We start from the raw sequence: 24,156 nt of genomic DNA, 5'->3' as shown, positions 1-24,156 counted from the left end.
CAGCCGAATCGCTGGTTCGTTTTCATTTGAATAGCACGCAAAAGGAGAACTACAAGCGCATCAGGTCTTCATGGCTTTGGCAATCGCCGCAGCGGCCACGGATTGGGGCGAATCATCAGGCTGCATGTCGGCATGAAGGGCGAGCTCTTCAAACGTGGAATTCAGGCTCTCCATGATTTCCTGGAGCCTGTGGAGCTGATGCATCAGCTCTCTGGAACGACGAGAGGCGAGCTCGTCGCCGGTTTGTTCCATGGACATGATCTGGCTCCCAAATTTAGAAATCCGATGCGAATGCATACTCCGCGCCTTGGCGCCAGTCATCATTCATTTCCAAAGTTGCCCTGAACCAGGGCAGCAGTTGCCACCCGCGATTCCGCAAAGCAATTTGTTGGGGCCACTATAGGTGCTTGACTCATCGTTGAACCTCAGGGATTTCCTTATGCCGCCACACTCCGGGGGAGTTTGAGAATGCTGTGTCGGAGACACTTCTCATACTGTGGAAATCTCACGAACTCAATGCCCCTTTTCCGACGGCCTTGTGCACCACAGCCGGCATGGCCTCCTTCATGGTATCGATGAAGTGACGTAGTCGCGCCGGATAGAAGCGCGCATAGGGATAGAGCAGCGACACCGGCAGCGGCGCGGGCTCCCATTCCGGCAGCAATTGCACCAGGCGACCGGTCGCCACATCCTCGGCCAGTACCCAGGACGAGCCCACGGCCACGCCCATGCCTTCGATGGCGCAGTTGCGCAGTGCATACAGGCTGTCGGTGACCAGTTGTGGACGAAACGCCACCTGGCGCTGCTCGCCGGTGCTGGCATGGGTCAGCGTGATGTCGCGGCGGTAAAAGGCAGGAATGGCGATCCAAGGAAAGGTCGCCAGGTCGGAGGGGCGCCGCGGCAAAGGACGCCCCTGCAGCAGCGCGGGGGCCACCACCGTCATGCGCGGCACCTCCGCCAGATGGATCGCCACCACCGAGGAATCATTGACTTCCCCCACCTGGATGGCGCAATCGATGCCCTGGCTGATGAAATCGGCGGCGCGGTCGTGCAGCAGCCATTCCACCGTGATGCGCGGATGCGCGCGCATGAACTGGGCCAACGGCCCGATCAGTTGTTGCTGTCCGAAGGCATGTGGCACCGCCACCCGCAACGATCCCTCGGCGTGCTGGCGCGCTCCGCGCAACTCGTTTTCGAACTCATCCCAGCCGGCCAGTAACTCCTTGGCACGCTCGTAGCAGCGCTCGCCATCCTCGGTCATCTTCATGGCGTGGGTGGAGCGCTGCAGCAGGCGCACCCCCAGCGAGCGTTCCAGCGTTTGCAGGCGACGACTGATAGTGGGCTGGGTAGTGGCGAGCTGGGCGGCGGCGGCCGAGAGGCTGCCGGCCTCGACGATGCGCACGAAGGTCTGGATCAATTCGATGCGGTCGGTCAGGCCGGTGGCCGAGAAACTGGGAGCAGGGGAGGCGGGCTTGGTCATACGGCTAACGTATAACAATTCTGCCGGTGACGCTACTACCGAATGTGAGCCCGTCAGCGGACAATCCGTTCCAACGCTGGCAGAGAGGGGGTTTCCCGGGCCGGCCGCAAGACCAACCCTATCGAGGTCCATCATGAACAGTCTGCAAAAACCGCATCCCGCCAGTACCGCCGCTGCGCCGGCTGCTGCCACTCATGCGGCATCCCATTCCCACGGTCTGTCGACCGGCCTGATCGGCCTGCTGGCCAGCGGCGCTGGCCTGGCCGTGGCTTCGCTCTACTATTCGCAACCCATGCTGGGCGTGCTGGCCGATGACATCGGCGCCTCCGAGCGTGCCGTGGGCATGGTGCCGATGTCGACCCAGCTCGGCTATGCGCTGGGCATCCTGCTGCTGGCCCCGCTGGGCGACCGCTATGACCGCCGCCGCATCATCCTCATCAAGGCCGCCATCCTGACGGTGGCCCTGCTGCTGGCCGGTGCTGCCTCGGGTGTAAGCACGCTGCTGGCCGCCAGCCTGGCCATCGGCCTGACTGCCACGCTGGCCCAGGACATCGTGCCGGCCGCCGCCACCCTGGCACCGGAACAGCATCGCGGCCGTATCGTCGGCACCGTCATGACCGGGCTGCTGCTGGGCATCCTGCTCTCGCGCGTGGTCAGTGGTTTCGTGGCCGAGCACTTCGGCTGGCGTGCCATGTTCGTGGGCGCCTCGGCCAGCATCGCCTTGATCGGGCTGGCTGCCTGGCGTGGCCTGCCGCGCTTCCACCCGACTACGCACCTGTCCTACGGCGCGCTGCTGGGTTCGCTGGGCAGCCTGGTCAAGAAGCATGGCGCCTTGCGCCGCGCCGCGCTGGCCCAGGGCTTGCTGTCGGTCGGTTTCTCGGCGTTCTGGTCGACGCTGGCGGTGATGCTGCATGGCGCACCGTTCCACCTGGGCAGTGCTGCAGCTGGCGCTTTCGGCCTGGCCGGTGCCGCTGGTGCGCTGGCTGCACCGCTGGCTGGCCGCATCTCCGACAAGAAGGGCCCGGAACTGGTGACCCGTCTGGGCGTGAGCCTGGCGGCGCTGTCCTTCGCCTCGATGGCACTGTCGCCGTGGTTCTCGACCCAAGGTCAACTGGTGTTGCTGGCGCTGGCCGCCATCGGTTTCGACCTCGGCGTGCAGGCTACGCTGGTGGCGCACCAGACCATCGTCTACAGCATCGAACCGGGTGCCCGCAGCCGTCTGAATGCGGTCCTGTTCGTGGGCATGTTCATCGGCATGGCCGCTGGTGCCGCCCTGGGCAGCCTGGCGCTGGCCCAGTGGGGCTGGATCGCGGTAGTCGGGCTGGCCGTGATTTCTGCCGTGTTGGCCTTGGTGGTGCGTTTGTGGCCGGGGGCAGCCAAGGCACGGTGAATTCTCTTGAAGCTGTGCAGGAACAAAGAAGAACGGTCCCGGCCTGTTGGTCGGGACCATTTTTTATTTTTCGCTGGCGGATGGATGCGTTGAGGTCTATGCACCCGCATTTTTGCCAGGCGAGAACACGCGCCACCAACTCCCTCGGTCTTGCCACATCTCTTATAATCCGAGGCAGGAGACAACCCCGCCAACATGTTGCCAGGCAATCAGCGCGCCCATCCGGGGCGGCGTACAGCGGCCATGCGGCGAATACCAAAGCAGGGTGGATGGCATGGCACTGTATTTCAAGAACAAGCGACAAAAGACTTTCCTCGGCGCCCCCGTCGGTTGGCCATTGATGTTCCTGATGGCAGTGGACCTGTGCATCGCCGTGCTGATGTTCCTCTCGGACCATGACTGGAGCGGCCTGATCCTGCTGTATCCGCCGCTGGCGCTGGCGCTGGCCATGCTGGCCGATGCCCGCAAGGAAAAAGCGGCGGCACAGCAAGCCCAACGCCAGGCCGCGCGCCGCCGGCAGCCTTAAGCCGGTCCCATTGCTCACAGACTCGAACCGATGACCCAAGCCTCACAAGCTGCCGCACTGCTGCTGGTATCACGCCTGAATTTTTCCTATCCCGGCCTGGACCTGTTCCAGGATTTCTCGGCCCGCATCGATGCTGGCGTCACGCTGGTGCGCGGTGGCGATGGCCGTGGCAAGACCACGCTGCTCAATCTCCTGGGTGGCTTCATGCCGGCGCGCGACGGCGTGCTGGAACTGGACGGCCTGCGTCTGGATAGCGATGGCGAAGCCTACCGCCGTCGGGTCTTCTTCATCGACCCGCGCAGCGAGGCCTATGACCAGATGACGCCACCGCAAGTGTTCGCCACCCTGGCCGAGCGCTATCCCCGTTTCGAGCACGGCCTGCTGCCAGCCTTGATCGAAGGGCTGTCGTTGACACCGCATCTGGAAAAGAAGCTCTTCATGCTCTCCACCGGCAGCAAGCGCAAGGTCTACCTGGCCGCCGCCTTCGCCGCCGGAGCCACCTTGACGCTGCTGGACGATCCCTACGCCAGCCTGGACCGCGCCTCGATCAACTTCGTGGCGACCACGCTCAATGCCCATGCCGATGATGTGCAGCAGGCGTGGGTGGTGGCGATGTATGAGGGGCCGGAGGCGATCAGGTTGGCGGGGATGATTGATCTGGGCGATTAAGCGCTGACGGGTATCCGCTCTACTGCTCGTATTTTTCTTCCGATTGACAGAGCTAGGACAATCATCCTAGCCCCCCCCCCATCGAATTAGGACATATGTCCTAAATTTCACTCTTCCCCATCCCCATCATCATGAGTGAAGTCAATACACGCGAGAAGATCGTACGAGAAGCCGATCGCCTGCTCTATGAATCCGGCTACGAGAATACCTCCTTTGCCACCATCGCCGAGACGGTAGGAATCTCGCGTGGCAACTTCTATCATCATTTCAAAAGCAAGGATGACATCCTCTCGGCCGTGATCGGTTTGCGGCTGACGCAACGCCAGAGCCTGCTTGAGCGCTGGGAAATGCAGGATGAACAGCCAGCCTCCCGCATCCGCAGCTTTACAATGAACCTCAGCATGGGACTGATCCTGGCCATGCTCGCCCTGGTGTCGACACTGGCCATTGCCGTGCTGGGTCGGCGTGTGCCAGCACGACCGTTGGTGCCGACTACTACCTGAAGGGTGTTGCCTGTTTCCGACGCCGCAGCCTTGTGCGGCGGCGTTTCTATTGACCAGCGCCAACGCTGCGCTTGGCTTCCTCCCGCTTGTCTTCTATGCTGAAGCAGCCGGATCGCAATCAGGATGTCCGTGAATAGTTGCCTTCCGGTCACGCCGCGCCACCGGCTTGCCTACCGACAATGAAACGATAACAGGGGAATTCCATGCAACTTTCCAACGTCACTATCCGTGTGCGCCTCTGGCTGGGCTTCGGCCTGCTGATGGTGCTGATGCTGGCCATGGCCGCCAGCGGCATTGCGCGCCTGGGGCAATTGAATACCCAGATGAAGGATGTCATCCACGACAAGTATCCCAAGACCGTCGTGGCCGGCGACATCGTCGACCAATTGAACCTGATCGCGCGCTCGGTGCGCAACATCCTGCTGCTCAAGAAAGACGCCCAGATCAAGAGCGAATACGACCGCATCACCGGGGCCGACAAGGCCGTGCGCGACGACCTGGCCCAGCTCGACCAACTGCTCACCGACGCCGACAGCCGCGCCTCGTTGGACAAGTTGCGCAGCGCGCTAGCCGCCTACATGGACAAGCGCGACAAGGTATTGAACATGATGCAGCAAGGCGGCAAGGAGGGTGCCATCGATGTGCTCATCGATGAAGTACGCCCCGTGCAAAGCGCCACCATGAATGCCGCCGACGCCCTCATCAAACGGCAGCAGGATATGATGAAAACCGCCGGCGATGAAGTCGAGAACAACTACGTACAGGCCCGCACGCTGCTGCTGGTACTGACCGCACTGGGCCTGGCAGCCGCTGCAACCATCGCCCTGATGATCACCCGCAGTATCACCGCTCCATTGGATCGTGCGGTGCGGGTCGCCGAGACGGTAGCAGCCGGCGACCTGACCTCGACCATCGATGACAGCGGCCGCGATGAGACCAGTATGCTGCTGCGGGCATTGAAGAAGATGAATGATCGCCTGCTGGACATCGTCAGCCAGGTGCGTGTCTCCACCGACACCATCGCCACGGCCAGCAGCGAGATCGCGCGCGGCAACCTGGACTTGTCTTCGCGCACCGAAGAGCAGGCGGCCTCGCTGGAAGAGACAGCTTCCTCGATGGAGCAGCTCACCGCCACCGTCAAGCAGAACGCCAGTCATGCCGGCCAAGCCAACCAGTTGGCTGGTTCGGCTTCGGACATTGCACGCCAGGGTGGAGAAGTGGTCAGCCAGGTGGTACAGACCATGGGGGCCATCGATGCCTCCTCCAAGAAGATCGTCGATATCATCGGCGTGATTGATGGCATCGCCTTCCAGACCAACATCCTGGCCTTGAATGCGGCTGTGGAAGCGGCACGCGCCGGTGAACAGGGGCGCGGCTTTGCCGTGGTGGCGGCGGAAGTCCGCGCGCTGGCACAACGCTCGGCCACCGCCGCGCAAGAGATCAAGAGCCTCATCGGCGACTCGGTGGCACGCGTGAGCGATGGCAGCAAGCTGGTCGAGCAGGCCGGATTGACCATACAGGAGGTGGTGCAAAGCGTGCAGCGGGTGGGTGCCGTGGTCAATGAAATCAGCGCGGCCGGGCAAGAGCAGAGCGCCGGCATCGAACAGGTGAACCTGGCCATCGTGCAGATGGACCAGGTGACCCAGCAGAATGCGGCGCTGGTGGAACAAGCGGCGGCGGCCGCGCAATCGCTGCAGGACCAGGCGGCGCAACTGGCGCGGCTGGTGTCGGTATTCAAGCTGGAGGGTAGAGAACCGGAGCTGGCGGTGATCACCGCGCCGATGAAGGCGCGGCTGGCGTATGCCTGAGTGCAGGCCGGGGGCCGCTAGGATGCGCTGAAATGGCGGGTACTGGCCACCAGCGTCGCACCACAACTGGTCTTGTGGCCCTCGTAGGCGACCGCGATACCACCGATGCGATGATGGGGATGACCTTCGACGATGGTGCAGTTGTCGTGTCCCTTTTGAGGGCAACTACAGGCATCGCCGACCCGCGCCACTGGAAGGCCACCAACCTTGAAATGGGTGGCGCTGACGCTGGTGACCTTGCCACCGTGGGAAGTCGCGTCGCCTAGGCGGATGATGTGGGGCATGGTGCTTCCTTTCCTGGACAAAGTTGAAATCACGAGGGTTGGGTGGGGGTGGCCGATGGTGGTACAGCGTCGACGGGGCGCAATCTGAAGCTATTCAATACGTCATCCCACAGCTTCATGGCCTGTTCATCGGTCAGCCTGGTCTTTTGGGGATTGCCGTCTTTGGCGCGATGACCGGTGGTCAACTCGATCTTCAGCGCAGGGGTATCGAGCGTACCTTCGCCCTCGGTCTCCCAGATGAAACTGTGGCCGCGCATTCCGCCGCTGTTGGGGGCGGTGACCAGAAACTCCTGGCCCTTGTAGGGACCGACCTGACGGTCTCCTCTTCGCAGCACATGCACTGAGGTCGCCATCCGGCCCAGCATTTGCAGCACACCACCCATGCGATCCAGCAATGGCTGACTGTGCGCTCGCATGGAGAGAGGATAGAACCAGACGGAGACGAAGGCATCGGGATGGCCGGCGATGTCGATGTCGATGCCAGCTTCTTCGTTTTCCCATTCCGGGTTGGCGATGAAACCATCTTCAAAACAATAGCCGGGTTCTGTTGGGATGTCGTGCGTTGAACGTTTTCTCAAGCCGGCAAGTGTCGCGCGCATACGTTCGACTGCATCGTCTTGGTAACTCTTCGTGCCGGTAGGAGGCTTGCTCATGCCTGCCTTACTTCTAAAGAGAAAACGTGTCCCATCAACCCAGCGATATCCATCTACTAATGCTATGCCCCCACTAAAGTCATGTTCCCAATAGACGAATATCCACGAATATGAATCAGGCTTTTCCAACAACCGCAACAAGCTGGGCTCAATTTCATGCTTCGCCGCTCTGAGCTTCTTTTCCTTAGCCATCATTTCCGCGTCGAATTCTTCCAGGTTCATGGCCTTTGGCTTCTCCAATCGCGCGAAGTCGTAACGGTAGTTACCACCACTGAGTACCGATCCCGCAGGCATATCGAGCAGGAAGCGACCTGTACAGAAAGTTGAAAGAGGCGGTGCGGGCTGATTTGCCTGGGCAGCATTCATGATGGAAAATCCTTGTTTAGGTGAGATATCTCCAGCTAAAAACAACCAGGCCGCGAATGCAAAAATAGCGATGAGACGAAGCGACGTCTTCATGATCATTTTTCTCCTGAAGGTGTTTTCAAATACGCCGATGCACTGACGATCCTAATAATGGAATAGAGGGTGACCGCCTGCGAAATCTTGGCGTTATAGGAAAACTGGTGGTCATAACTGTCGTGGGATTTCAGCTTTCCCTCATGCTTGAATAGCTGAACGACATGCGGCTTCGGAGCGCCACCCGATTCTGCTGGCACCGTGCCATCCCCAGGGCCGGTGCCGTTCTGGAGAGTGAAGTAGTGGCATTGATGCTCCCCGAAACAAAGCTCCAACATCCCATTCAGATCATCCTCTGCAAGCTTTGCTTTCATGGGATCACCGGGCACCATCGGCGCGCACTTCCAGTTGATCTCGTTCCACGCAGGCCGTTGCGGGTCGGCAGCGTAATACGCATAGGTATTGGGGTGATAGCTATCTGCAATCTGTTGATGAAGTGTTCTCGCGATTCGCATTTGTGAAACAAATTCATCAAAGTCCGAAGAAGGTCGTTTCTTCTGAACTAAAACCGTTCCCTCCCTCTCTGCCCGCTCCCGATCCTCTTTACCCGCCGGGTCAATCAAGTCCTCCCGCACCAACTTCCACCAATCCGGCGTATTGTTCAGATAGATATTCGCGTAGGGATCACCCTCCCCCAGAAAGCTCTCCAACTCCTCGGGCATCCCACTCTGCCCAATGGCCCGATAACTGGTCCGCAGCCAATGCTGTTCGCCGCGATTGGTCCAGGTCTTGTATTGCGCCGTCGGTAGCAATTCCAGAGGCCCCGGTGCATTGGCCATCACTGCTGTGCAGTCCGCGGCATTGCGGCCCAGGACTACCTGGGCGATCCCTTCAAACCCCGCACGGATACGCTTGTAGGTCGCGGGTGCGCCAATGGCGGGCATCACACCGTGCACCACGCCCAGAATGCGTTGATCCATTCCGGGGAGTTGTGCGCACGCCCGCGCTACCAGTCCACCCATGCTGTGGGTGACCAGAATCACTTGCTCGCAATGCTTTCCCTTGCTGCGGTAATACGCGGTGATGCGTTCGATCTCGTCAGCCAATCTCTTGGCTGAGAGCTTGTTGCTCTGCAGCCAGTTGTACCCAACCGCATGAACCGGATAGAGCAATTCGGCAGCATCCCGCAAGTGCTCTTCCTCCAGCGGAACAAAAGGCTTCTGCGCCCCCAGCTTGGCCGCATCCTGCCGATCCATGACCAGCTCCTTCCAATGGGCAGTCAACACCGTCCCCTGGCTGGCTGGATCGAAAATCATCGCCATGCTGGTCTCCAGCAGCGAGAGAATCTGCAAATAACTATCCGCGTGGAGCTGTCCCCAGCCACGCCACTTGATGCGCTCGTCATCGGTCTTACCGGGCGCCAGCGCGAGCAGGATCTTGCTGGTGTCGTCGGGCGAGGCGGGTCCGTCTTCATCCACCTCGGTGGTGTCCGGATTGAGCAGTCGTTGCCGGTCTGCCGCCGTGCGCACCAAATACTTGAGCGCCAGCACAAGCTCCTCCCATGTGGTATCGGGCGGGAACCACGCCGCGCCCTTGTCACGCCCCTTGACCTTGAGCCGCGTTCCCATGATGCCCGGCACGAACAGGATGGGGACCACGGCATCCGGCGTGGTCAGGCACAAGGCCCTGACCTTCATGTTCTGTCCGGTCAGCACCGACTGCGCCACGTCATTGCCGTCTTCATCCCAGGCCGTGCCGACCAGGCGGGTCGGTTCGGCTGTCGGCATCGGATTGGAAGATGCACTCATCGTCTACTCCTTCACTATGCGCAAGCGCGCGATACGCAAAGCCATGTCCTGGCTCAACACCGTGCGGCCCTGCTCATCGGTGACGCCTTCGATGACGCTGCCGTCATCGAGCTCGATGCGGTAACGCTGGCGCACATGCGGGCGCCCAATGCCACGCCGCGCCAGGATGAAGCGTTCATCGGTGCGCATCTGGCTGGCCGGCATTGGCACACCCGGAGGCTGTGCGTCGGCACCGTTCAAATGATGGAAGTCAGCCGAGCGGATGACGTGGTCGCCACTGCTCTGCTGGGTGATCGCGCCACCGCCCAGGTCGATCTGCGCGCCCTCGGCCAGCAGCCGCAACTTGGGGGCCTGCAGCACGATTTCATCGGCGGCGCTCAGGACGATGCGCTTGGCCGAGCTGGCTTCGATATCGTCGGCATGGGTGGTCAACTCCAGCTTGCCGCGTGCGGCCACCAGCTTGATGCCCAGACGCTGGGCAAACAGGCTGATGCTCTCGGCCACGCGTGCCAGCAGTCGCTTGCCCACCGAGAGCTGGGTGTTGCCCACGCTGATGATGTCGACCTGGGTCTGCGCCCCGATGGCCACGCCGTCCTCGCTGGTGATGGCCACGCCCGCCGGGGCGGTGACGGCGACCACGGGCTTGCCGCCGCCACTGCCCTGGGCATCGGTGTTGCTGCCGGCCTCCCAGCCTGCAAGCTGCTCGCGCAGTGCCTGAAAGGTCTTGGCCTCGGTGCTGCCGGCGTCATGGGTCTTGGCCAGCTCGGCCAACTGCTGCTGGACATCCTGCAGCACGCGCAGCAGGCCCAGCATTTCCTGGCGGTCGAGTTGGCCGCCGCTGGCGCGCTCGCGTGCGGCAGCGCTGATGAGCACGCCTCGTCCTCCACGCAGGGCCAGCGCTTCATCGGTGCGCAACTCAGCGCCCACGCCGCGGGCCTCGCCATGGCCTTCGTGGCGCAGATGGGTGAGCCAGCCCAGGTTCAGTTCGCTGTGGCCATGCTCCGAAGACAGTTGCGCGCTGATCTGATGCGGCGTGTCGTCCAGTCGCAGCTGGTTGTAGCGGTAGCCCTGGACTTCCTTGCTCTTGATGCCTGCCAGGAAGCGGTTGCCGGGCAGGCTGCCGATCTGGCTGAAGGAAGGCGGCAAGGCCAGGCCGCTGTAGACGCGGCCAACCACGATGGGCTTGTCAGGATCACCGCCCAGGAAGTCGACGATGACCTCATCGCCGATGCGCGGCAGGCTGATCGCTCCCCACTGGCTGCCAGCCCAGTAACTGGTCACGCGCACCCAGGCCGAATCGCGTTCGCTATCATTGGCGCCGGCGCCGTTGGCATGGGCGTGATCTTCGATGCGCGTGCCGGGGAAGCGCAGCTTGACGCGGCCCAGTGCGTCGCAATACAACTCTTCACCTGCCGGGCCGACCACGTGCGCGTTCTGCAGACGCGGCCTGGGCAGGTCGCGGCGCGGGTCGAAGGCCGGCAGGATCGGCGTGCCGCGGCGTACGCAGTCGAAGCGATTGAGGTAGCGCCGGCCTTGCGCATGACAACGCTGGCGCAGCGCTGCCAGCTCCGGCGCAAGGGGCCAGCCGGCCAGCGCGCCCGAGGACTGCAGATGTTCGTCCAGCGCAGCCGGGAGATTGTTTTCGGCATAGACCTCCAGCCGGGTCAGGATGAACTCGCGCTCATGCGCAGGGTGGCGCTCCAGTTCCGGGTGGTCTTCCACCGCGATCCATTCGCCCACGCGCAGCGCGCGCACGTCCGATTCGGCGTGGAAGCACTTGGCTTCGTAGGCGTGACGCTGCATCCGCAACTGGCCCAACTGCTGATAGTCCTCGTGGTCCTCGCCGATGTGCGGGACGTCGATCAGATAGTCATCGAGAATGGAGGCAAACCGGTTGCCCAGCTCGCCCTGGTCCACGCGCATATCGACATGGCTGCGCATGGCCGCAGCGGGCACATGGTCCCAGGCATGACGACTCACGCTGCCGGGCCGCAGCTGGCGCGTGGCGCTCCATCGGAGGATGCGGTCCTGCTCCTGGGGCGCATGGTCGCGCCGATAACGCACCATCTGCGCGACGTTGCGCGGCAGCTCAAAGGCCTCATTGAACAGCACCAGGGTATGGCGCGCACTGTGGCTTTGGTTCGGCGCGAGCGGCTCACCGGGACGGATGAACCAGCTGATGCCGCGCCGCTTCCACAGGCGGCGCAGAAAGTCGGCGTCGGATTCGTTATGCTGCATGGTGAATTCGCGCGCCGGGCCAAGCTCGCTCATCAGCGACCAATCCACCTCGAAACTGCTGGCCAGCAAAGCATTGCGTTGGCGCCATTCCTGCAGCATCACCTGGGTGATGTCCTGCTCGCTGGCGTGCAGGAAGACGCGGGTATTGATGCGCTGGCCCATCAGCGCCAGTGCGTCGCGCAGCACCAGGCGGTAGCGCGCCAGCCCTTCATCGAGTTGGCCCTCGGTGGCTTCGGCGACGAAGCCGCAGACCGTACGCAACTGCCCACCGTCGGTCACGAACTGCAATTCGAGCGGCAGCGCCATGAATTGCTTGAGCTCCAGACCGGAGGTAGTCGAGATGCAGAACAGTTGATAGTCCAGCGCACCGCAGACGGATTCGCTGCCGGCCACATGGGTGACCAACAGTGTTTCCTGCAGGTGCTGGTGCGAGTCTGGCAAACGCAGGCGGATGGCGCGCGCCGACTGGGTCCAGGCGGCCAACGCGGTGGTGAGGGTCATGGGCAACATGCGGAAGTCCTCGCGGGCGCTGTCTCACAGGCCGATGCGGCGAAGACGGCGCAGGTTAACGGGAGGGCTCATGCTAGCGGCAGACCACGCGCAGTTAAGTGCGAGGAGGAGGAGTTGATGGCGAAAATCGTCGGAGTTCGACCGGCGCACTTCCGGCATGACATTTCCTTGTGCCCTGCTGCCAGCGGGCGGGGACGTTATGATAGGCAGCCAGCGACATCCGCCATTCCCGGAGCCCACGCCCGATGCAGGCCAGGCCCACCGCATCCTCCAAGGAGACCAACGTGACCCCAGACATCCCGCCACGCCCGACGATCACTCGCGCCCATTACCTGCAGGACGGCAATGGCGATCAGCAAGAGCGGACGCCCTACGCATGGCACATCCCCGAGTTCTTCAACATCGCCATCGCCGCCTGCGATCGCTGGGCCGATGGCAGCGGTCGCACCGCCATCCTCTGCGAGGAGAGCGACGGCAGCCTCACCACCTGGAGCTTCGACCAGCTCAAGACCTTGAGCGACCAGTTCGCCAATGCGCTGGCCGAGGCCGGTATCGGGCGCGGGGATCGCATCGGCATCTACCTGTCGCAGCGCATCGAAACCGTCATCACCCACCTGGCCGCCTACAAGCTGGGCGCGGTGACGGTGCCGCTGTTCTACCTGTTCGGGCCGCAGGCCATCGCCTACCGGCTCGACAACAGCGAAGCGGTGGCGCTGGTGACCGATGCCAGCGGCATGGACAAGCTCCACCTGGCAGGCGAACTGCCGGCCTTGAAGGTGGTGTTCTGCGTGGAGCCGTCCGACATCGTGCTGCCGCAGACCACCGACTTCTGGGATCGCCTGCGCGCTGCCTCGCCGGTGCTGGAGCCGGTCATGACGCGCGCCGATGAGGCGGCCATGATCATCTATACCTCCGGCACGACCGGCAAGGCCAAGGGTGCGCTGCACGCGCATCGCGTGTTGCTGGGCCATCTGCCGGGGGTGGAGGTCTCGCACGACAGTTTTCCGCAACCGGGGGATCGCTTCTGGACTCCGGCTGACTGGGCCTGGATCGGGGGCTTGCTCGACGTGCTGCTGCCAGCGCTGTATCACGGCGTGGCGGTGCTGGCGCGGCGGCTGGAGAAGTTCGATGCCGAGACGGTCTTCGGTCTGCTGGCGCGGCATCAGATCCGCAATGTGTTCTTTCCGCCGACCGCCTTGAAGATGCTGCGCGGCACGCCCGATCCACGCTCGCGGTGGCCGTTCTCGCTGCGCAGCGTGGCCAGTGGCGGGGAGACGCTGGGTGACGACTTGATCGCCTGGGGCCGCGAGGCGCTGGGCGTGACCATCAACGAGTTCTATGGCCAGACCGAGTGCAACCTGGTGGTGTCCTCTTCCTCACAGCTCTATCCCAGCGCCTCGGGCAGCATGGGGCGGGCAGTACCGGGGCATGAGGTGCAGATCGTCGATGAAGAAGGCCATCTCCTGCCGCGCGGCCAAGTGGGTCACATCGCCATCCGCGCACCGGACCCGGTAATGTTCCTGCGCTACTGGCGCAATGAAGACGCCACGCGCGAGAAGTTCGCCGGTGACTTCCTGTTGACCGGTGACTTGGGCAACATGGATGAAGCCGGCTATATCCGCTATCTGGGGCGCAATGACGACGTCATCACCAGCGCCGGTTATCGCATCGGACCGGCGCCGATCGAGGAATGCCTGATGCGCCATCCGGCCGTGCGCATCGCGGCGGTGGTGGGGGTCAAGGATGCGCTGCGTACCGAGGTGGTGAAGGCTTTTGTCGTGCTCAAGGAGGGTCATGCGCCAGGAGCCGCACTGGTGGCGGAGCTGCAGCAGCACGTGCGCGCGCAACTGGCGGCACATGAATATCCGCGCATGATTGCCTTCGTCGATGCCTTGCCGACCACGGCCACCGGCAAGATCATGCGCAAGACGCTCAAGGAGATGGAGCCGTAGCGCCCATCATCACCAGGGCTGGCTCATACACCATGCACCAGCCATTGCATCAACCATGACAGCGCGAACAACACGGCCCCGATCAGACCACCGACCAGGGTGCCGTTGATGCGTATGTATTGCAGGTCGCGGCCGATGTTCAGTTCGATCTGGCGCGACAGTTCGGCGCTGTCCCATTGCTTGATGGTGTCGCTGATGTGGCGCGTCAACAGTTGCGCCAGTTCCGGGCTCAAGGTGGCCACCGCCTGTTCCAGGTGCTTGTTCAGAGAGGCGCGCAGTTCGACATCGTCCTGCAGGGCGTGGCCTATCCACTGGGTGGCAGCAGCCGCTTGGGCGTGCAGGGCTGAGTCGGCTCGCTCCAGATCTTGTCGCAGCCAATCGCGCAGGCTGTCCCACAGGCCGGCCACATAGGCGTTGACGGCCTCGCCCTGCAGCACTTCGCGCTTGATCTGTTCGGCCCGCGCGCGCAGGGCCGGGTCTTGCTTGAGGCGTGTGATGAAGCTGGCCAGTTGACGGTCGAAGGCCTGGCGCAGCGAATGATGCGGATCCTGGGCGATGCCGCTCAAGAGCTTGTCGAGGATATCGGCCAGAGTGGCGGCGGACTTCTCGCCGATCCAGTTGGAGGGCAGCAGTTTTTCGATCTTGGGATATTCGCGCTGCAGCCAGTCGACCATGCGCTCGGCGATGAAATCGCGTGTCTCTTCGCGGTTGAGCAGTTCGGCCAGGGCCACGATGGCGCGGTCCAGCAGTTGCTGGTGGCGGCCATCAAGGGTCAGGGTGTCGAGGATGCTGGCCAGCGAGCGCGACAGGTCCAGCTTGCCCAGCGCGGTATGCAAGGCCTCGCGCACGAAGGCCTGGATGCGGCGGTCGTCGGTGAGCGTGAGCACGCCCGCCACTGCCTGCGCCATGTAGTGGCCCAGGCGGGCGGCATGGTCAGGATCGGCCATCCAGGCCGAGAGGCGCTGCGCCGGGTCATGCCGACGCACCAGATTCACCAGCGACTGCGGACTCAGGAATTTTTCTTCCACGAACACCGCCAGGTTGTCGGCGATGCGCTCCTTGTTGCGCGGGATGATGGCCGTATGCCGTGCCAGCAGCGGCAGGGGAATACGTCGAAACAATGCCGTCACCGCAAACCAGTCGGCCAGCGCGCCTACCATGGCCGCTTCGGCCATGGCGCGCAGCAGAGCGCTGCCGGTGCTGGCCGGTGCCAGCGAGGCAGCCACGAACAAGGCTGCCGATCCTAGCAGGCATCCCAGGGCCCATCGTTTGGTGTGACGCAAGGCTTGATGTTTGTCCATGGCAGGCGATGAGAAACGGAACGGCGGGTCACTCGCACGATGAGAGGAGGAGTGCAAACTAAAGGCAAAGTTCTGAAATTTTTCTAAAGATCACTAGTAGATTTTCGAAAATTGACTACTCAAATTACGAACAGAATCTCGATAAATTTCGATTAATTACCAAGAGATTCGGAGGTATAAGTGTTTGTCACCGATAGTTTGTGCCTTTGTAATTGTAGCTAATCGACCGTCACCCCTAGCCGCCCGATCCCTGCGCTCATGAAAAATCAAGAGACTCCACCGAGCGCCCGCGTCATCTTCGGACAAAACGTCCGCAGGGTACGCCGGCTGAAAGAGATGTCACAAGAAGAACTTGCCTTCCGTGCTGACATCAGTCGCACCTATCTCAGCGAAGTTGAACGCGGTGAGAGGAATATTTCCGTCGACAACATGGAAGCCCTGGCTATCGCGTTGGAAATGGAACTGCCCGACCTGATGCGCATCTCGCTGCTGTCATTGCCGAGTGAAGATTCACGCTGAACCAGCGTGGCCGCAGCGCCTCGCTCCAGTCTTTCAGGACTAGCCCGACAAACTCGCCTGCGCCGTGGGAAAGCGCAGGACAAAAACCGTCTGCCGCCCCGGTTCGCTGTGCACGCTGGCCTGTCCTCCATGCAATGCCATGATGGTGCGCACGATGGCCAGCCCCAATCCGCTGGAGCCGCCGGCGCTGCTGCGCGAGGGATCGGCGCGGTAGAAGCGATCGAAGATGCGCTCGACCTGGTCGGGCGGGATGCCGGGGCCAGGATTGGCCACCTCGATGATGGTAGCCCCTTCGGTCAGGCTGGCCTGCAAGGTAATGACACCGTCAGCAGGCGTATAGCGAATCGCATTGGCCACCAGGTTGCCCACCGCCCGACGCAGCAGCATGGTATCGGCCCGCAGGTGCCCGGCGCCGCTGACGGCAATGCGCACCTGCGCCTCCTCGGCAATACCCTCGAAATACTCGGCGATGCGGCTCAGTTCCTCCGCCACATCCAGCTCCTGCAGCTGCAATACCACGTGGGCATTGTCGGCACGGGCCAGGAACAACATGCTCTCCATCATGCGCGAGAGCCGTTCGTATTCCTCGATGTTGGAACTGAGCAGCGCCTGGTACTCATCAATGCCACGCGGCTTGCCCAGCGCCACCTGGGTCTGCACCATGAGATTGTTGAGGGGGGTGCGCACGTCATGCGCCAGATCGGCCGAGAACTGGCTCAATTGCTGGAAGCTGCGATGCAGGCGGTCCAACATTTCGTTGAAGGATTGCACGATCTCGTGCAGCTCGCGCGGGGCGGCCTGCAGGTCGAGCCGGGTGTCGAGCTTGTGGGCGGAAATGGCGCGCGTCTGCGCCGCCATCATGCGCAAGGGAGATAAGCCGCTGCGCACCAGGAAATAACTCAGCAGCGTAGCCAGCAGGGTGCCGATCCCCGCTGCCCACCACACATCGGCACGATAGTCGGCCAGCAGCAACATGCGGTCCGAGGCGGTGCGCACCACCAGCACGATGGTTTTTTCACCCGAGCGCGTAGCCGGCATACTGGCGATATAGCGTGCGCGCAGCTCGCCCACGCGCAGCGCTTCGATGCGGTCCCAGCTGCGGACGTTGATCGCCGACAGATCCAGGTCCGGGGCACTGCGCGCCGGGTCGTGGCTTTCCATCAGGGTGCTGCCATCGGCGCGGGCGATGCGCACCAGCATCTGGTCGTGGCCGGAGAGGGTGTCGAGCATCAGGTGGCGGCGCGCCAGGATATCCTCCAGCGACGCGGCATGTTCCACCAGGTGATTGATGGAGCGGCACTTGCCGGCCAGTTCTTCATCATCGCGCCGCTCCAGTTGCACATGCAGCGAATGCGAAAGATAACTGCCCACGGCAGTAAAGAGCGCCAGCGCCAGCAGCCCGAACAGCACCACCAGCCGCAGGCTCATCGACGCCGGCGTACGGCTCACCGCCTGACCTCGAAGACGTAGCCCATGCCCCACACGGTATGCAGCAGTTTCTGGTCGAAACCTTCATCCAGCTTGGCACGCAGACGCCGCACAGCCACATCCACTACGTTGGTATCGCTGTCAAAGTTCATATCCCACACTTGCGAGGCAATCTGGGGGCGTGACAAAACTTCACCCGGGCGACGGATCAACATGTACAACAACGCAAATTCCTTGGCGGTCAGATCGATGCGCTGACCGGCGCGGCTGACCTTGCGTCGCACCACATCGACCACCACATCGTCATATTCGATCACATCGGCCTCGCGGCTGGGGCCACGCCGCAGCAGGGTGCGCACACGCGCCAGCAATTCGGTAAAAGCGAAGGGCTTGACCAGGTAATCGTCGGCGCCCAGCTCCAGGCCCTTGACGCGGTCTTCCACTTCGTCGCGCGCGGTCAGGAACAGCACCGGCGTGTCGTGCGTGCGGCGCAGTTCGCGCAGGATGTCCCAGCCATTCATACCGGGCAGCATCACATCCAGGATGATGAGCTTGTAGTCCAGCGTGCGCGCGTTGTGCAGGCCATCCACGCCGGTCTGCACCCAATCCACCACGAAACCGGCCTCGGTCAGGCCGCGCCGCAGGTAGTCGCCAGATTTCGGTTCATCTTCTACCAACAGGATATGCATGATCGGATCTTTGACGGATAAGCCGGTATTGTGAACCAGCGGCGTACGGCATTCATTACAAATCTGTAATGACTAGGCAATCTTTCTGTGCGCAGCCACGCCCTAGAATCCATTCCAACGAACCGCCAGAACCAGTCCTGACGATCGCGCCGCCCCTGCCGCGACCTCCCCCCATAGCGCGCCAGCGGGCCTTGTCAAACCTCTCTACAAAGGAGCCCCACCATGAAAACCTCGCATCTCATCATCGCCACCCTGGCCACCGCATTCTCCGTCTCGGCCTTCGCCCAATCCACCGTCACCACCGAGGCCGCGCGTGACCAGGCCAACCTGAACGCTCACAACAACTATCCCGTCGTCAAATTCCAGAGCAGCAAGACCCGCGCCGATGTCCTGGCCGAACTGCAAGCCGCGCGCCTGGGCGAGCCGATGCAGAACAGCGGCGCCAAGCCATCCGTGAGCGACAACAGCACCCAAGGCCAGGCCTTGGATTCCTCGCTCTACAACGGCGCGTAAGCAGGCTGTCGTAATGCTCAAGATGCAGGTAGCGGCGTCTGCAACAGCGCTGCGAACTGCTCGCCCGGCATCGGCCTGCCATACCAGAAACCCTGGTACAGCGTGCAACCCTGCGCATGGAGCAGGTCGCGCTGCTCCTGGGTTTCCACCCCTTCGGCAATGATGGACAAGCCCAGGCTCTGGCCCAGCATGATGATGCTACGGATGATGCTGGCCGTGGCAGCATCGGTCTGAATCTGACGCACGAAGCTCTGGTCGATCTTGATCTGATCGATCGGGAAACGCCCCAGATAGGACAGCGACGAATACCCGGTGCCGAAATCGTCCAGCGAAATCGACACCGCATGAGACTTCAGGTCATTCATTTTTTCGATGACCTCATCGATATTTTCAATCATCATGCTCTCGGTCAGCTCTACCTTCACCGCCTTCGAATGGAGGCGATGGTGACGGATGGTCTCGTGGAAGCGCGCCACGAAATGATCGACCTTGAATTCCTGCGCCGACACGTTGACCGCCACCACCAGGTCCTGCGCCAATCCTGCCCGCTGCCAGCTTTCCAGGTCGCAGCAGATGACCTCCAGCACCAGGTGACCGATCTCTTCCATCAACCCCAGCTGTTCGGCCACCGCAATGAATTGCGCGGGCGCGACCATGCCCTTGCTCGGATGCATCCAGCGCACCAGCGCCTCGGCGCCCACCACCTGGCCTTCGTAGGTCACCTGCGGCTGGTAGTAGACCACGAACTGCCCCTGCGCCACCGCTTCGCGCAGCTCCACTTCCAGCGCGCTGCGCTGGCTGGCCAGGGCCTGCATGGCCGGGTCGAAGAAACGGAAGGCATTGCGCCCGGCCGCCAGTGACTGCACCATGGCCAGCTTGGCCTGCATCAAGGCTTCCTCGGCCGATTGCACTTGGCCGCGCAGGATGTTGATACCGATATTGAGCGAATACGGGAAGCTCACCGCCACCCCTTGCGGTTCGGCCAGTGCTGCGGTGAGCCGGCGAGCCAGCGCCTCGCAGAAGCGGATGCCGTCGGCCAGCGCCTCACTGCGGATCTCGCAGCCCAGCGCAAAGTGCTCGCCATCCAGACGCGCCAGGGTCTGGTCGACACTCACGCAAGCCCCCAGGCGGCGCGCACATTCCTTGCTGAGATGGTCGGCATCATCGGCTTTGACCAGCCCATGGGAAAGGTCGGCACGGTGGATCTCCAGGTAGAACACCGCGATCGGTGAGCCCTGCGACTGTTGCCGCACCAGACTGCGCCGCAAGCGGTCCAGGAACAGCTTCTTGTTGGGCAGCTCGGTCACCGGGTCATAGAAGGCCAGACGGTCGATCCGGTTTTCCGCCTCCAGCCGCTCGGAGACATCGATGATGACCCAGATCTGTCCTCCCGGGCTGGCGCCATCGATCATCGCGCAATGCAATTCCGCCGGGAAGCTGTGACCGTCACCGCGCTTGAGCAAGACGATCTCGCCGGCCGCACCCTGCTCACGCACCAGCTTGTTGGTGACATAGACCGCCTGCTGCAACGGATCCTGAAAAATCTGTGCACAAGGCAGCGCCTCCAGCTGGTCCGTCGGCCAACCCAACATGGTCTGCGCCGCGCCATTGGCAAAGGCGATCCGCCCATCGCGCACGAACAGCACGCCGGCCGGGATATTGCGCAGGATCGCCGCCTGCTCATCGAAGAGCGCCTTGAGGCTGGTCTGCATGGCATCCATGTGGCACGCCAGTACCCCGATCTCATCATGTTGCGGCAGCACGATGCGGGTATCGAAATGGCCATGCTGGATGCGTTCGGTCGCCTGGGTCAATTTGCTGATCGGCGCCAGGATGCGACGATAGACCAAGAGCCCGATGATGAGCAGCGACACCACCGCCTGCGCCAGCAGCACCAGGGTCTGGAAGCGCTTGTCGGCCGCCAGCTTCTGCTGCAACTGGGCATCCGACATCACCACCTGCACGCTACCGAGACTGAGCTTGCGCTCCTGCTGCGGCATCACCAACGGCACGCTGCGCGTGATGAGATTACCGGACCTGCGCAGCGGCTCTTCCTGACGGATGATGATCTTCTCCTCTGGATCACGGATTTCCACCGCCACCACCTGACTATCGAGCATGGCCCCTTGCAGCAGGGCGCGCATGTGCGCCTGGTCCAGGCTCCACACCGGCAGTACCAGGCTGTGTTGCAGACTCTCGGATTTTTCATCGACCAGTTCTTGCATCTCGCGACTGATCTGCTTTTCGCGCGTGCCATTGAGCACCGTCAGCGCTACCACCACCGGCAGGCTCAAGGCCAGCAGCATGGCAAAAGCGATGTAGAGGCCGAGGCTGTTGGTGTTCTTGTTCATGGCGGCACGCGCAGGTCGAAGATGGGGTTACTTGAACCAATCCAGTTTGTAGGTCTCGATGGCCTGGCGCTCCATGGGCGTGAGCCGATCATTGTCCAAGGCAATGACGCGCGGATGCCTGCCCTGCATGGCCTGGCGCACATTGCGGGTGGAGCGATGCTGCTGGATCAGCTCCAGCAGAGCGCCGCTGCGATGGATCTTCTTGAGACCATCGAGTAAGGCCGCGCAGATGTCATCGCGGCCGGGTGTGGTGTAGAAGAACAGGTCGGCCGGGTAGTACAGCACCAGGTCCGGCACGATGGCCAGTTGCTGCTCGCGGTCATAGGTCTCCAGCTCGCCGACCGCCTCGAAGATGGAACGGTTGTAGAAATCGAAGCGACGCGCCTTGAGCATCGCGAACAGGTTCAGGTAACTGTCTTGCACGACCTGAAGCTGGTTGGCCTGCATGATGCTGGTATCGACCCAGCCGGTGCCGGAGCCGATGCTAAAGCGACGCAGGTCATTGAGCGTGCGGATCGCCTGGGCGTGCTCCAGGCTCTGGCGATGCGCCAACAGCACGCGATAGCCGCCGCCGCCCAGATAGATGGGGAAGGGGATCGCCTCCAGCGAGCGCGTCATGCCGCTGCCGGCCGAGGTCGCCATCAGGTTGCAGTACTGGCCGGACTGGATCAGTTGCACGTAGCGCTGGTCCGAGGTGGCCACGTTAGCTACCTGGCAGCCCTTGATCACGAAGGGCTTGCCACTGGCGCGCATGGCCAGTTCCAGAACGGCCATGCGATAGTTGATGAGGGGATTGTCGTCATTGAGATCGGCGAGCTTGATCTCGATGATGGGACCGTGGCTGGCGGCGGATTGTGCGCGGGCGATGCCGGTGCAGAACAAACCCATGGCCAGGATGAGCAAGACTGCGAGCACGCTTCGGGCGCTCGACTTGTCTTTACTCATGGCGGCGGGGAGCTCGAATTGTTAGTTGATGTTAGGCAGACGGGGGGAGAATCGCAAGGATTTGTGCGTGGGGGTATTGGGTTTTGTGGTGCGCTTGCACAGAAGTTGGCAAATGGGCAGGGAAGCAGGGTGGGGGCGGGTTTGGGGCGTGAGGATGTGGGATTTTTGGGGGCTGGATGTGGGGTGTTGAGCGTATGTGTTGGTATTGCAATGTAATGCGTAGAGGCTTCTTGAGCATTACAATCTCCCTCGATATACCGTCCAAGTCATGCGGGCAACAGGAGAGGGTCATCAAACTCTTCGGCATAGGTCGGAGTTCATGCAACTTCGTCACGCCTGTTCATTGCGCGTCATACAAGTGGACGACATCCGGTCTGGTAGAGGATGTTAGCGTCCGTCCGACTTTAACGATCGCGCCATGAGTCTTGGTCAGCGCCTCACCGATTGAGCAACAGCTCCGCCAGCTCATCAAGCTCCGCCTTGCGCGCCTCCCAATCCGGCAATGCTCGCGCCAGGTGCTTGTAGAAACGATCGCTGTGGTTGTGCTCGCGCAGATGACACAGTTCGTGTGCAACAACGTACTCGATGCATGGCCTGGGTGCCTTCACCAACGATGGATTGAGCAATATCTCGCCTTTAGGTGAGCAACTGCCCCACTGCGTGCGCATGGACAGCAGACGCACCGGTGGCATTGTTCGGCGCAGTCCCAGGCGTGGCGCCATCTCGAGGAGCACCTTGGCAAATACATCGGTAGCACGCTGCCGGTACCAGTCCTCCAACAGTTTGCGCACAGTTAGGGCGTCTGGCCTCACGGCCCTGATCTCCAATCGGCCGCGCCATAGACGCACACCCGATTCGCCACCTTCGGCGCGCAAGACCTTCAGCATGTGACGCCGGCCGAGATAGAAGTGCGTCTCACCACTGACGTATTCCCTGGGAAGTACGTGCAGTCTGCGCCGCGTCACTGCTTGCAACTGCTGCCAGATCCAGGCTGCACGCTTGCGCACAGCTTGCTTGATCTCTGGCAGTGCCGTCAGTTCCGGCACACGCTCTTCATACAGCAGTGGCGCCACCGTGCCGTCTTCCACGGCGCGCTGCATGGTGTAGGCATGCACGATGGAACCGAATTTGTTGGCCGTCTTGTCCTTCTTCAGCAAGGGCGTGCCGGTGAAAGCCACATAGGCCGCACGCGGCAGCGCCTTGCGCATGCGCTCGTGGGTTTCGCCGCCGTGGCTGCGGTGGCCTGGCATCAGGAAACAGCCGATCACCGCCTGCTTCTGCTTGTAGCTATTGGCAAGGAGTTTCTCTGCAGCGGCAATAGCACCGCTCCATGTTTGAATAACACGCGCAATACGAAGCTGCTCTTCAAATGGAGGAAGTATTACCGGGAAGCTCTTTAGCTGAGTAGAGTTCAGCGACGAAAGACCAGTTGATCCTTTGGCACAAGACAAGAAATAGTTGCGGCCATATTTAGATTGGATCTGCAACTCCAAGAACGCAGGTAGCAACGGTCCATTCTTATGTGTTCAGCGAGCATCCGCTATTGCCAGAACAATGCCCAACCGGGTGGCTGATAAATTCCGGCAGGAGAAAGCAAAGTTCCCGCAATCGACAGAAGCTGAGCGCCTAATCATTCAACGGGTGGGCCAAGACATTTTTAGAGCTGCGCTGCTTGACTACTGGCAGGGCTGCTGCTGCGTGACGGGTTTAGCTGTACCCGGCCTTCTTCGGGCATCTCACATCAAGCCTTGGGCAAAATGTGAATCGGATGATGAAAGGTTGGATGTCTTCAATGGCCTGCTCTTGGCCCCTCATATTGATGCGCTGTTCGACGGTGGATGGATTTCATTCTCTGACGATGGACGACTAATCGTTTCAGACTCACTACCTCTTTCGGCAAGAAGACAGCTTGGCGTATCAATCGACTGGTCAATCAATGACCTAAAGCCATCGCACGCTCGGTATTTGCAATTCCATAGGAATCGGGAGCTTCGGCGCCCGGAGTGAACCATTTCGATTACTCCTGCGCGTCCATTTGAGCTGCCATGCCACAGCGGCCACCAAAATTACGGTGCCGGCCAAACAGGTCTTGTCCGGCCCTCGCTCCGAGCAGGGCTAAAAGAGAACGGTCAACTCAATGAGATGGCCGCTCTCTTCCAGAGTAAGCGCCAATCTGGGTTCAATCAGCTC

General features: G+C 61.8%; 21 protein-coding genes. 9 read left to right on the top strand and 12 right to left on the bottom strand.

Annotated features, from left to right (window positions below):
- Nucleotides 1–60: 60 nt before the first annotated feature.
- A complete protein-coding gene (locus RC54_RS00235; RefSeq protein WP_231738869.1) occupies nt 61–258 on the bottom strand; it encodes a hypothetical protein in 198 nt (65 codons plus the stop codon).
- 247 nt (nt 259–505) lie between these two features.
- A complete protein-coding gene (locus RC54_RS00230) occupies nt 506–1,480 on the bottom strand; it encodes a LysR family transcriptional regulator (protein ID WP_058893823.1) in 975 nt (324 codons plus the stop codon).
- Nucleotides 1,481–1,613: 133 nt separating this feature from the next.
- Here RC54_RS00230 and RC54_RS00225 point away from each other — a divergent pair, with 133 nt between their 5' ends.
- The 5 genes from RC54_RS00225 to RC54_RS00205 all read left to right on the top strand — a co-directional run bounded on the left by RC54_RS00225 (nt 1,614) and on the right by RC54_RS00205 (nt 6,376).
- Nucleotides 1,614–2,870, top strand: a complete 1,257-nt coding sequence (locus RC54_RS00225; protein ID WP_058893822.1) for an MFS transporter — start codon at nt 1,614–1,616, stop codon at nt 2,868–2,870.
- Nucleotides 2,871–3,144: 274 nt separating this feature from the next.
- A complete protein-coding gene (locus tag RC54_RS00220; RefSeq protein ID WP_058893821.1) occupies nt 3,145–3,396 on the top strand; it encodes a hypothetical protein in 252 nt (83 codons plus the stop codon).
- 30 nt (nt 3,397–3,426) lie between these two features.
- Nucleotides 3,427–4,065: an ABC transporter ATP-binding protein gene (locus RC54_RS00215; RefSeq protein WP_061789881.1), complete on the top strand. Its 639-nt coding sequence runs from the start codon at nt 3,427–3,429 to the stop codon at nt 4,063–4,065.
- Nucleotides 4,066–4,196: 131 nt separating this feature from the next.
- Complete coding sequence (locus RC54_RS00210; RefSeq protein ID WP_231738865.1) at nt 4,197–4,568, top strand: TetR/AcrR family transcriptional regulator; 372 nt, start codon at nt 4,197–4,199, stop codon at nt 4,566–4,568.
- Nucleotides 4,569–4,771: 203 nt separating this feature from the next.
- Nucleotides 4,772–6,376 (top strand): methyl-accepting chemotaxis protein, encoded by a 1,605-nt coding sequence (locus RC54_RS00205; RefSeq protein WP_061789882.1) that lies wholly within the window; start codon nt 4,772–4,774, stop codon nt 6,374–6,376.
- Nucleotides 6,377–6,393: 17 nt separating this feature from the next.
- Here the strand turns inward: RC54_RS00205 and RC54_RS00200 are convergent, their stop codons facing one another.
- The 4 genes from RC54_RS00200 to RC54_RS00185 are packed head-to-tail and all read right to left on the bottom strand — an operon-like array spanning nt 6,394 to nt 12,259.
- Nucleotides 6,394–6,660 carry a PAAR domain-containing protein gene (locus RC54_RS00200; protein ID WP_058893818.1) on the bottom strand — a complete coding sequence of 89 codons (267 nt, stop codon included), beginning with the start codon at nt 6,658–6,660 and terminating at the stop codon, nt 6,394–6,396.
- A gap of 29 nt (nt 6,661–6,689) precedes the next feature.
- Nucleotides 6,690–7,778: a T6SS immunity protein Tli4 family protein gene (locus RC54_RS00195; protein ID WP_061789883.1), complete on the bottom strand. Its 1,089-nt coding sequence runs from the start codon at nt 7,776–7,778 to the stop codon at nt 6,690–6,692.
- Nucleotides 7,775–9,520 carry an esterase/lipase family protein gene (locus RC54_RS00190; protein WP_244216423.1) on the bottom strand — a complete coding sequence of 582 codons (1,746 nt, stop codon included), beginning with the start codon at nt 9,518–9,520 and terminating at the stop codon, nt 7,775–7,777. The genes RC54_RS00195 and RC54_RS00190 overlap by 4 nt, the downstream gene beginning before the upstream one ends.
- A gap of 3 nt (nt 9,521–9,523) precedes the next feature.
- Complete coding sequence (locus RC54_RS00185; protein WP_061789902.1) at nt 9,524–12,259, bottom strand: type VI secretion system Vgr family protein; 2,736 nt, start codon at nt 12,257–12,259, stop codon at nt 9,524–9,526.
- Nucleotides 12,260–12,600: 341 nt separating this feature from the next.
- On the opposite strand from RC54_RS00185, the gene RC54_RS00180 reads away from it, so the two are divergent.
- Complete coding sequence (locus RC54_RS00180; RefSeq protein WP_061789903.1) at nt 12,601–14,220, top strand: acyl-CoA synthetase; 1,620 nt, start codon at nt 12,601–12,603, stop codon at nt 14,218–14,220.
- A gap of 23 nt (nt 14,221–14,243) precedes the next feature.
- Here RC54_RS00180 and RC54_RS00175 read toward each other — a convergent pair whose 3' ends face one another.
- The gene (locus RC54_RS00175; RefSeq protein ID WP_058893815.1) at nt 14,244–15,521 is read right to left on the bottom strand and encodes a DUF445 domain-containing protein; all 1,278 of its coding nucleotides are present in this window, start codon (nt 15,519–15,521) and stop codon (nt 14,244–14,246) included.
- 258 nt (nt 15,522–15,779) lie between these two features.
- Here RC54_RS00175 and RC54_RS00170 point away from each other — a divergent pair, with 258 nt between their 5' ends.
- Nucleotides 15,780–16,040, top strand: a complete 261-nt coding sequence (locus RC54_RS00170; RefSeq protein ID WP_017452712.1) for a helix-turn-helix domain-containing protein — start codon at nt 15,780–15,782, stop codon at nt 16,038–16,040.
- 39 nt (nt 16,041–16,079) lie between these two features.
- Here the strand turns inward: RC54_RS00170 and RC54_RS00165 are convergent, their stop codons facing one another.
- Entirely contained in the window at nt 16,080–17,489 is a 1,410-nt protein-coding gene (locus RC54_RS00165) for a heavy metal sensor histidine kinase (protein ID WP_061789885.1), read from the bottom strand.
- Nucleotides 17,486–18,157 carry a heavy metal response regulator transcription factor gene (locus tag RC54_RS00160; RefSeq protein WP_061789886.1) on the bottom strand — a complete coding sequence of 224 codons (672 nt, stop codon included), beginning with the start codon at nt 18,155–18,157 and terminating at the stop codon, nt 17,486–17,488. Before RC54_RS00160 ends, RC54_RS00165 begins: the two co-directional genes overlap by 4 nt.
- Nucleotides 18,158–18,379: 222 nt before the next feature.
- Between RC54_RS00160 and RC54_RS00155 the strand changes: the two genes are divergently transcribed.
- Nucleotides 18,380–18,670, top strand: coding sequence for a DUF4148 domain-containing protein (locus RC54_RS00155; RefSeq protein WP_058893813.1), 291 nt, complete (start codon nt 18,380–18,382; stop codon nt 18,668–18,670).
- Between the two features lie 17 nt (nt 18,671–18,687).
- Here RC54_RS00155 and RC54_RS00150 read toward each other — a convergent pair whose 3' ends face one another.
- The 3 genes from RC54_RS00150 to RC54_RS25645 all read right to left on the bottom strand — a co-directional run bounded on the left by RC54_RS00150 (nt 18,688) and on the right by RC54_RS25645 (nt 23,459).
- On the bottom strand, nt 18,688–21,021 hold the full coding sequence (locus tag RC54_RS00150; RefSeq protein ID WP_061789887.1) for an EAL domain-containing protein: 2,334 nt from the start codon (nt 21,019–21,021) through the stop codon (nt 18,688–18,690).
- A 27-nt stretch (nt 21,022–21,048) separates the two neighbouring features.
- Complete coding sequence (locus RC54_RS00145; protein ID WP_061789888.1) at nt 21,049–21,936, bottom strand: hypothetical protein; 888 nt, start codon at nt 21,934–21,936, stop codon at nt 21,049–21,051.
- A 467-nt stretch (nt 21,937–22,403) separates the two neighbouring features.
- A complete protein-coding gene (locus tag RC54_RS25645; protein ID WP_164471183.1) occupies nt 22,404–23,459 on the bottom strand; it encodes a YgjP-like metallopeptidase domain-containing protein in 1,056 nt (351 codons plus the stop codon).
- 61 nt (nt 23,460–23,520) lie between these two features.
- On the opposite strand from RC54_RS25645, the gene RC54_RS25945 reads away from it, so the two are divergent.
- Entirely contained in the window at nt 23,521–23,973 is a 453-nt protein-coding gene (locus RC54_RS25945; protein ID WP_082803150.1) for an HNH endonuclease, read from the top strand.
- The last annotated feature ends 183 nt before the right edge of the window (nt 23,974–24,156 follow it).

Origin of the sequence: Herbaspirillum rubrisubalbicans (assembly GCF_003719195.1) — a bacterium.
Taxonomy (GTDB): Bacteria; Pseudomonadota; Gammaproteobacteria; order Burkholderiales; family Burkholderiaceae_D; genus Herbaspirillum; species Herbaspirillum rubrisubalbicans.
Note: the sequence above shows the minus strand (reverse complement) of the source record. Positions and strands in the feature narration are given on the sequence as shown.

What these genes read in the sequence shown, in the direction of transcription:
- RC54_RS00235 (WP_231738869.1), bottom strand. Translation starts at nt 258, where the DNA reads ATGTCCATGGAACAAACCGGCGACGAGCTCGCCTCTCGTCGTTCCAGA.
- RC54_RS00230 (WP_058893823.1), bottom strand. Translation starts at nt 1,480, where the DNA reads ATGACCAAGCCCGCCTCCCCTGCTCCCAGTTTCTCGGCCACCGGCCTG.
- RC54_RS00225 (WP_058893822.1), top strand. Translation starts at nt 1,614, where the DNA reads ATGAACAGTCTGCAAAAACCGCATCCCGCCAGTACCGCCGCTGCGCCG.
- RC54_RS00220 (WP_058893821.1), top strand. Translation starts at nt 3,145, where the DNA reads ATGGCACTGTATTTCAAGAACAAGCGACAAAAGACTTTCCTCGGCGCC.
- RC54_RS00215 (WP_061789881.1), top strand. Translation starts at nt 3,427, where the DNA reads ATGACCCAAGCCTCACAAGCTGCCGCACTGCTGCTGGTATCACGCCTG.
- RC54_RS00210 (WP_231738865.1), top strand. Translation starts at nt 4,197, where the DNA reads ATGAGTGAAGTCAATACACGCGAGAAGATCGTACGAGAAGCCGATCGC.
- RC54_RS00205 (WP_061789882.1), top strand. Translation starts at nt 4,772, where the DNA reads ATGCAACTTTCCAACGTCACTATCCGTGTGCGCCTCTGGCTGGGCTTC.
- RC54_RS00200 (WP_058893818.1), bottom strand. Translation starts at nt 6,660, where the DNA reads ATGCCCCACATCATCCGCCTAGGCGACGCGACTTCCCACGGTGGCAAG.
- RC54_RS00195 (WP_061789883.1), bottom strand. Translation starts at nt 7,778, where the DNA reads ATGATCATGAAGACGTCGCTTCGTCTCATCGCTATTTTTGCATTCGCG.
- RC54_RS00190 (WP_244216423.1), bottom strand. Translation starts at nt 9,520, where the DNA reads ATGAGTGCATCTTCCAATCCGATGCCGACAGCCGAACCGACCCGCCTG.
- RC54_RS00185 (WP_061789902.1), bottom strand. Translation starts at nt 12,259, where the DNA reads ATGACCCTCACCACCGCGTTGGCCGCCTGGACCCAGTCGGCGCGCGCC.
- RC54_RS00175 (WP_058893815.1), bottom strand. Translation starts at nt 15,521, where the DNA reads ATGGACAAACATCAAGCCTTGCGTCACACCAAACGATGGGCCCTGGGA.
- RC54_RS00170 (WP_017452712.1), top strand. Translation starts at nt 15,780, where the DNA reads ATGAAAAATCAAGAGACTCCACCGAGCGCCCGCGTCATCTTCGGACAA.
- RC54_RS00160 (WP_061789886.1), bottom strand. Translation starts at nt 18,157, where the DNA reads ATGCATATCCTGTTGGTAGAAGATGAACCGAAATCTGGCGACTACCTG.
- RC54_RS00155 (WP_058893813.1), top strand. Translation starts at nt 18,380, where the DNA reads ATGAAAACCTCGCATCTCATCATCGCCACCCTGGCCACCGCATTCTCC.
- RC54_RS00150 (WP_061789887.1), bottom strand. Translation starts at nt 21,021, where the DNA reads ATGAACAAGAACACCAACAGCCTCGGCCTCTACATCGCTTTTGCCATG.
- RC54_RS25945 (WP_082803150.1), top strand. Translation starts at nt 23,521, where the DNA reads ATGCCCAACCGGGTGGCTGATAAATTCCGGCAGGAGAAAGCAAAGTTC.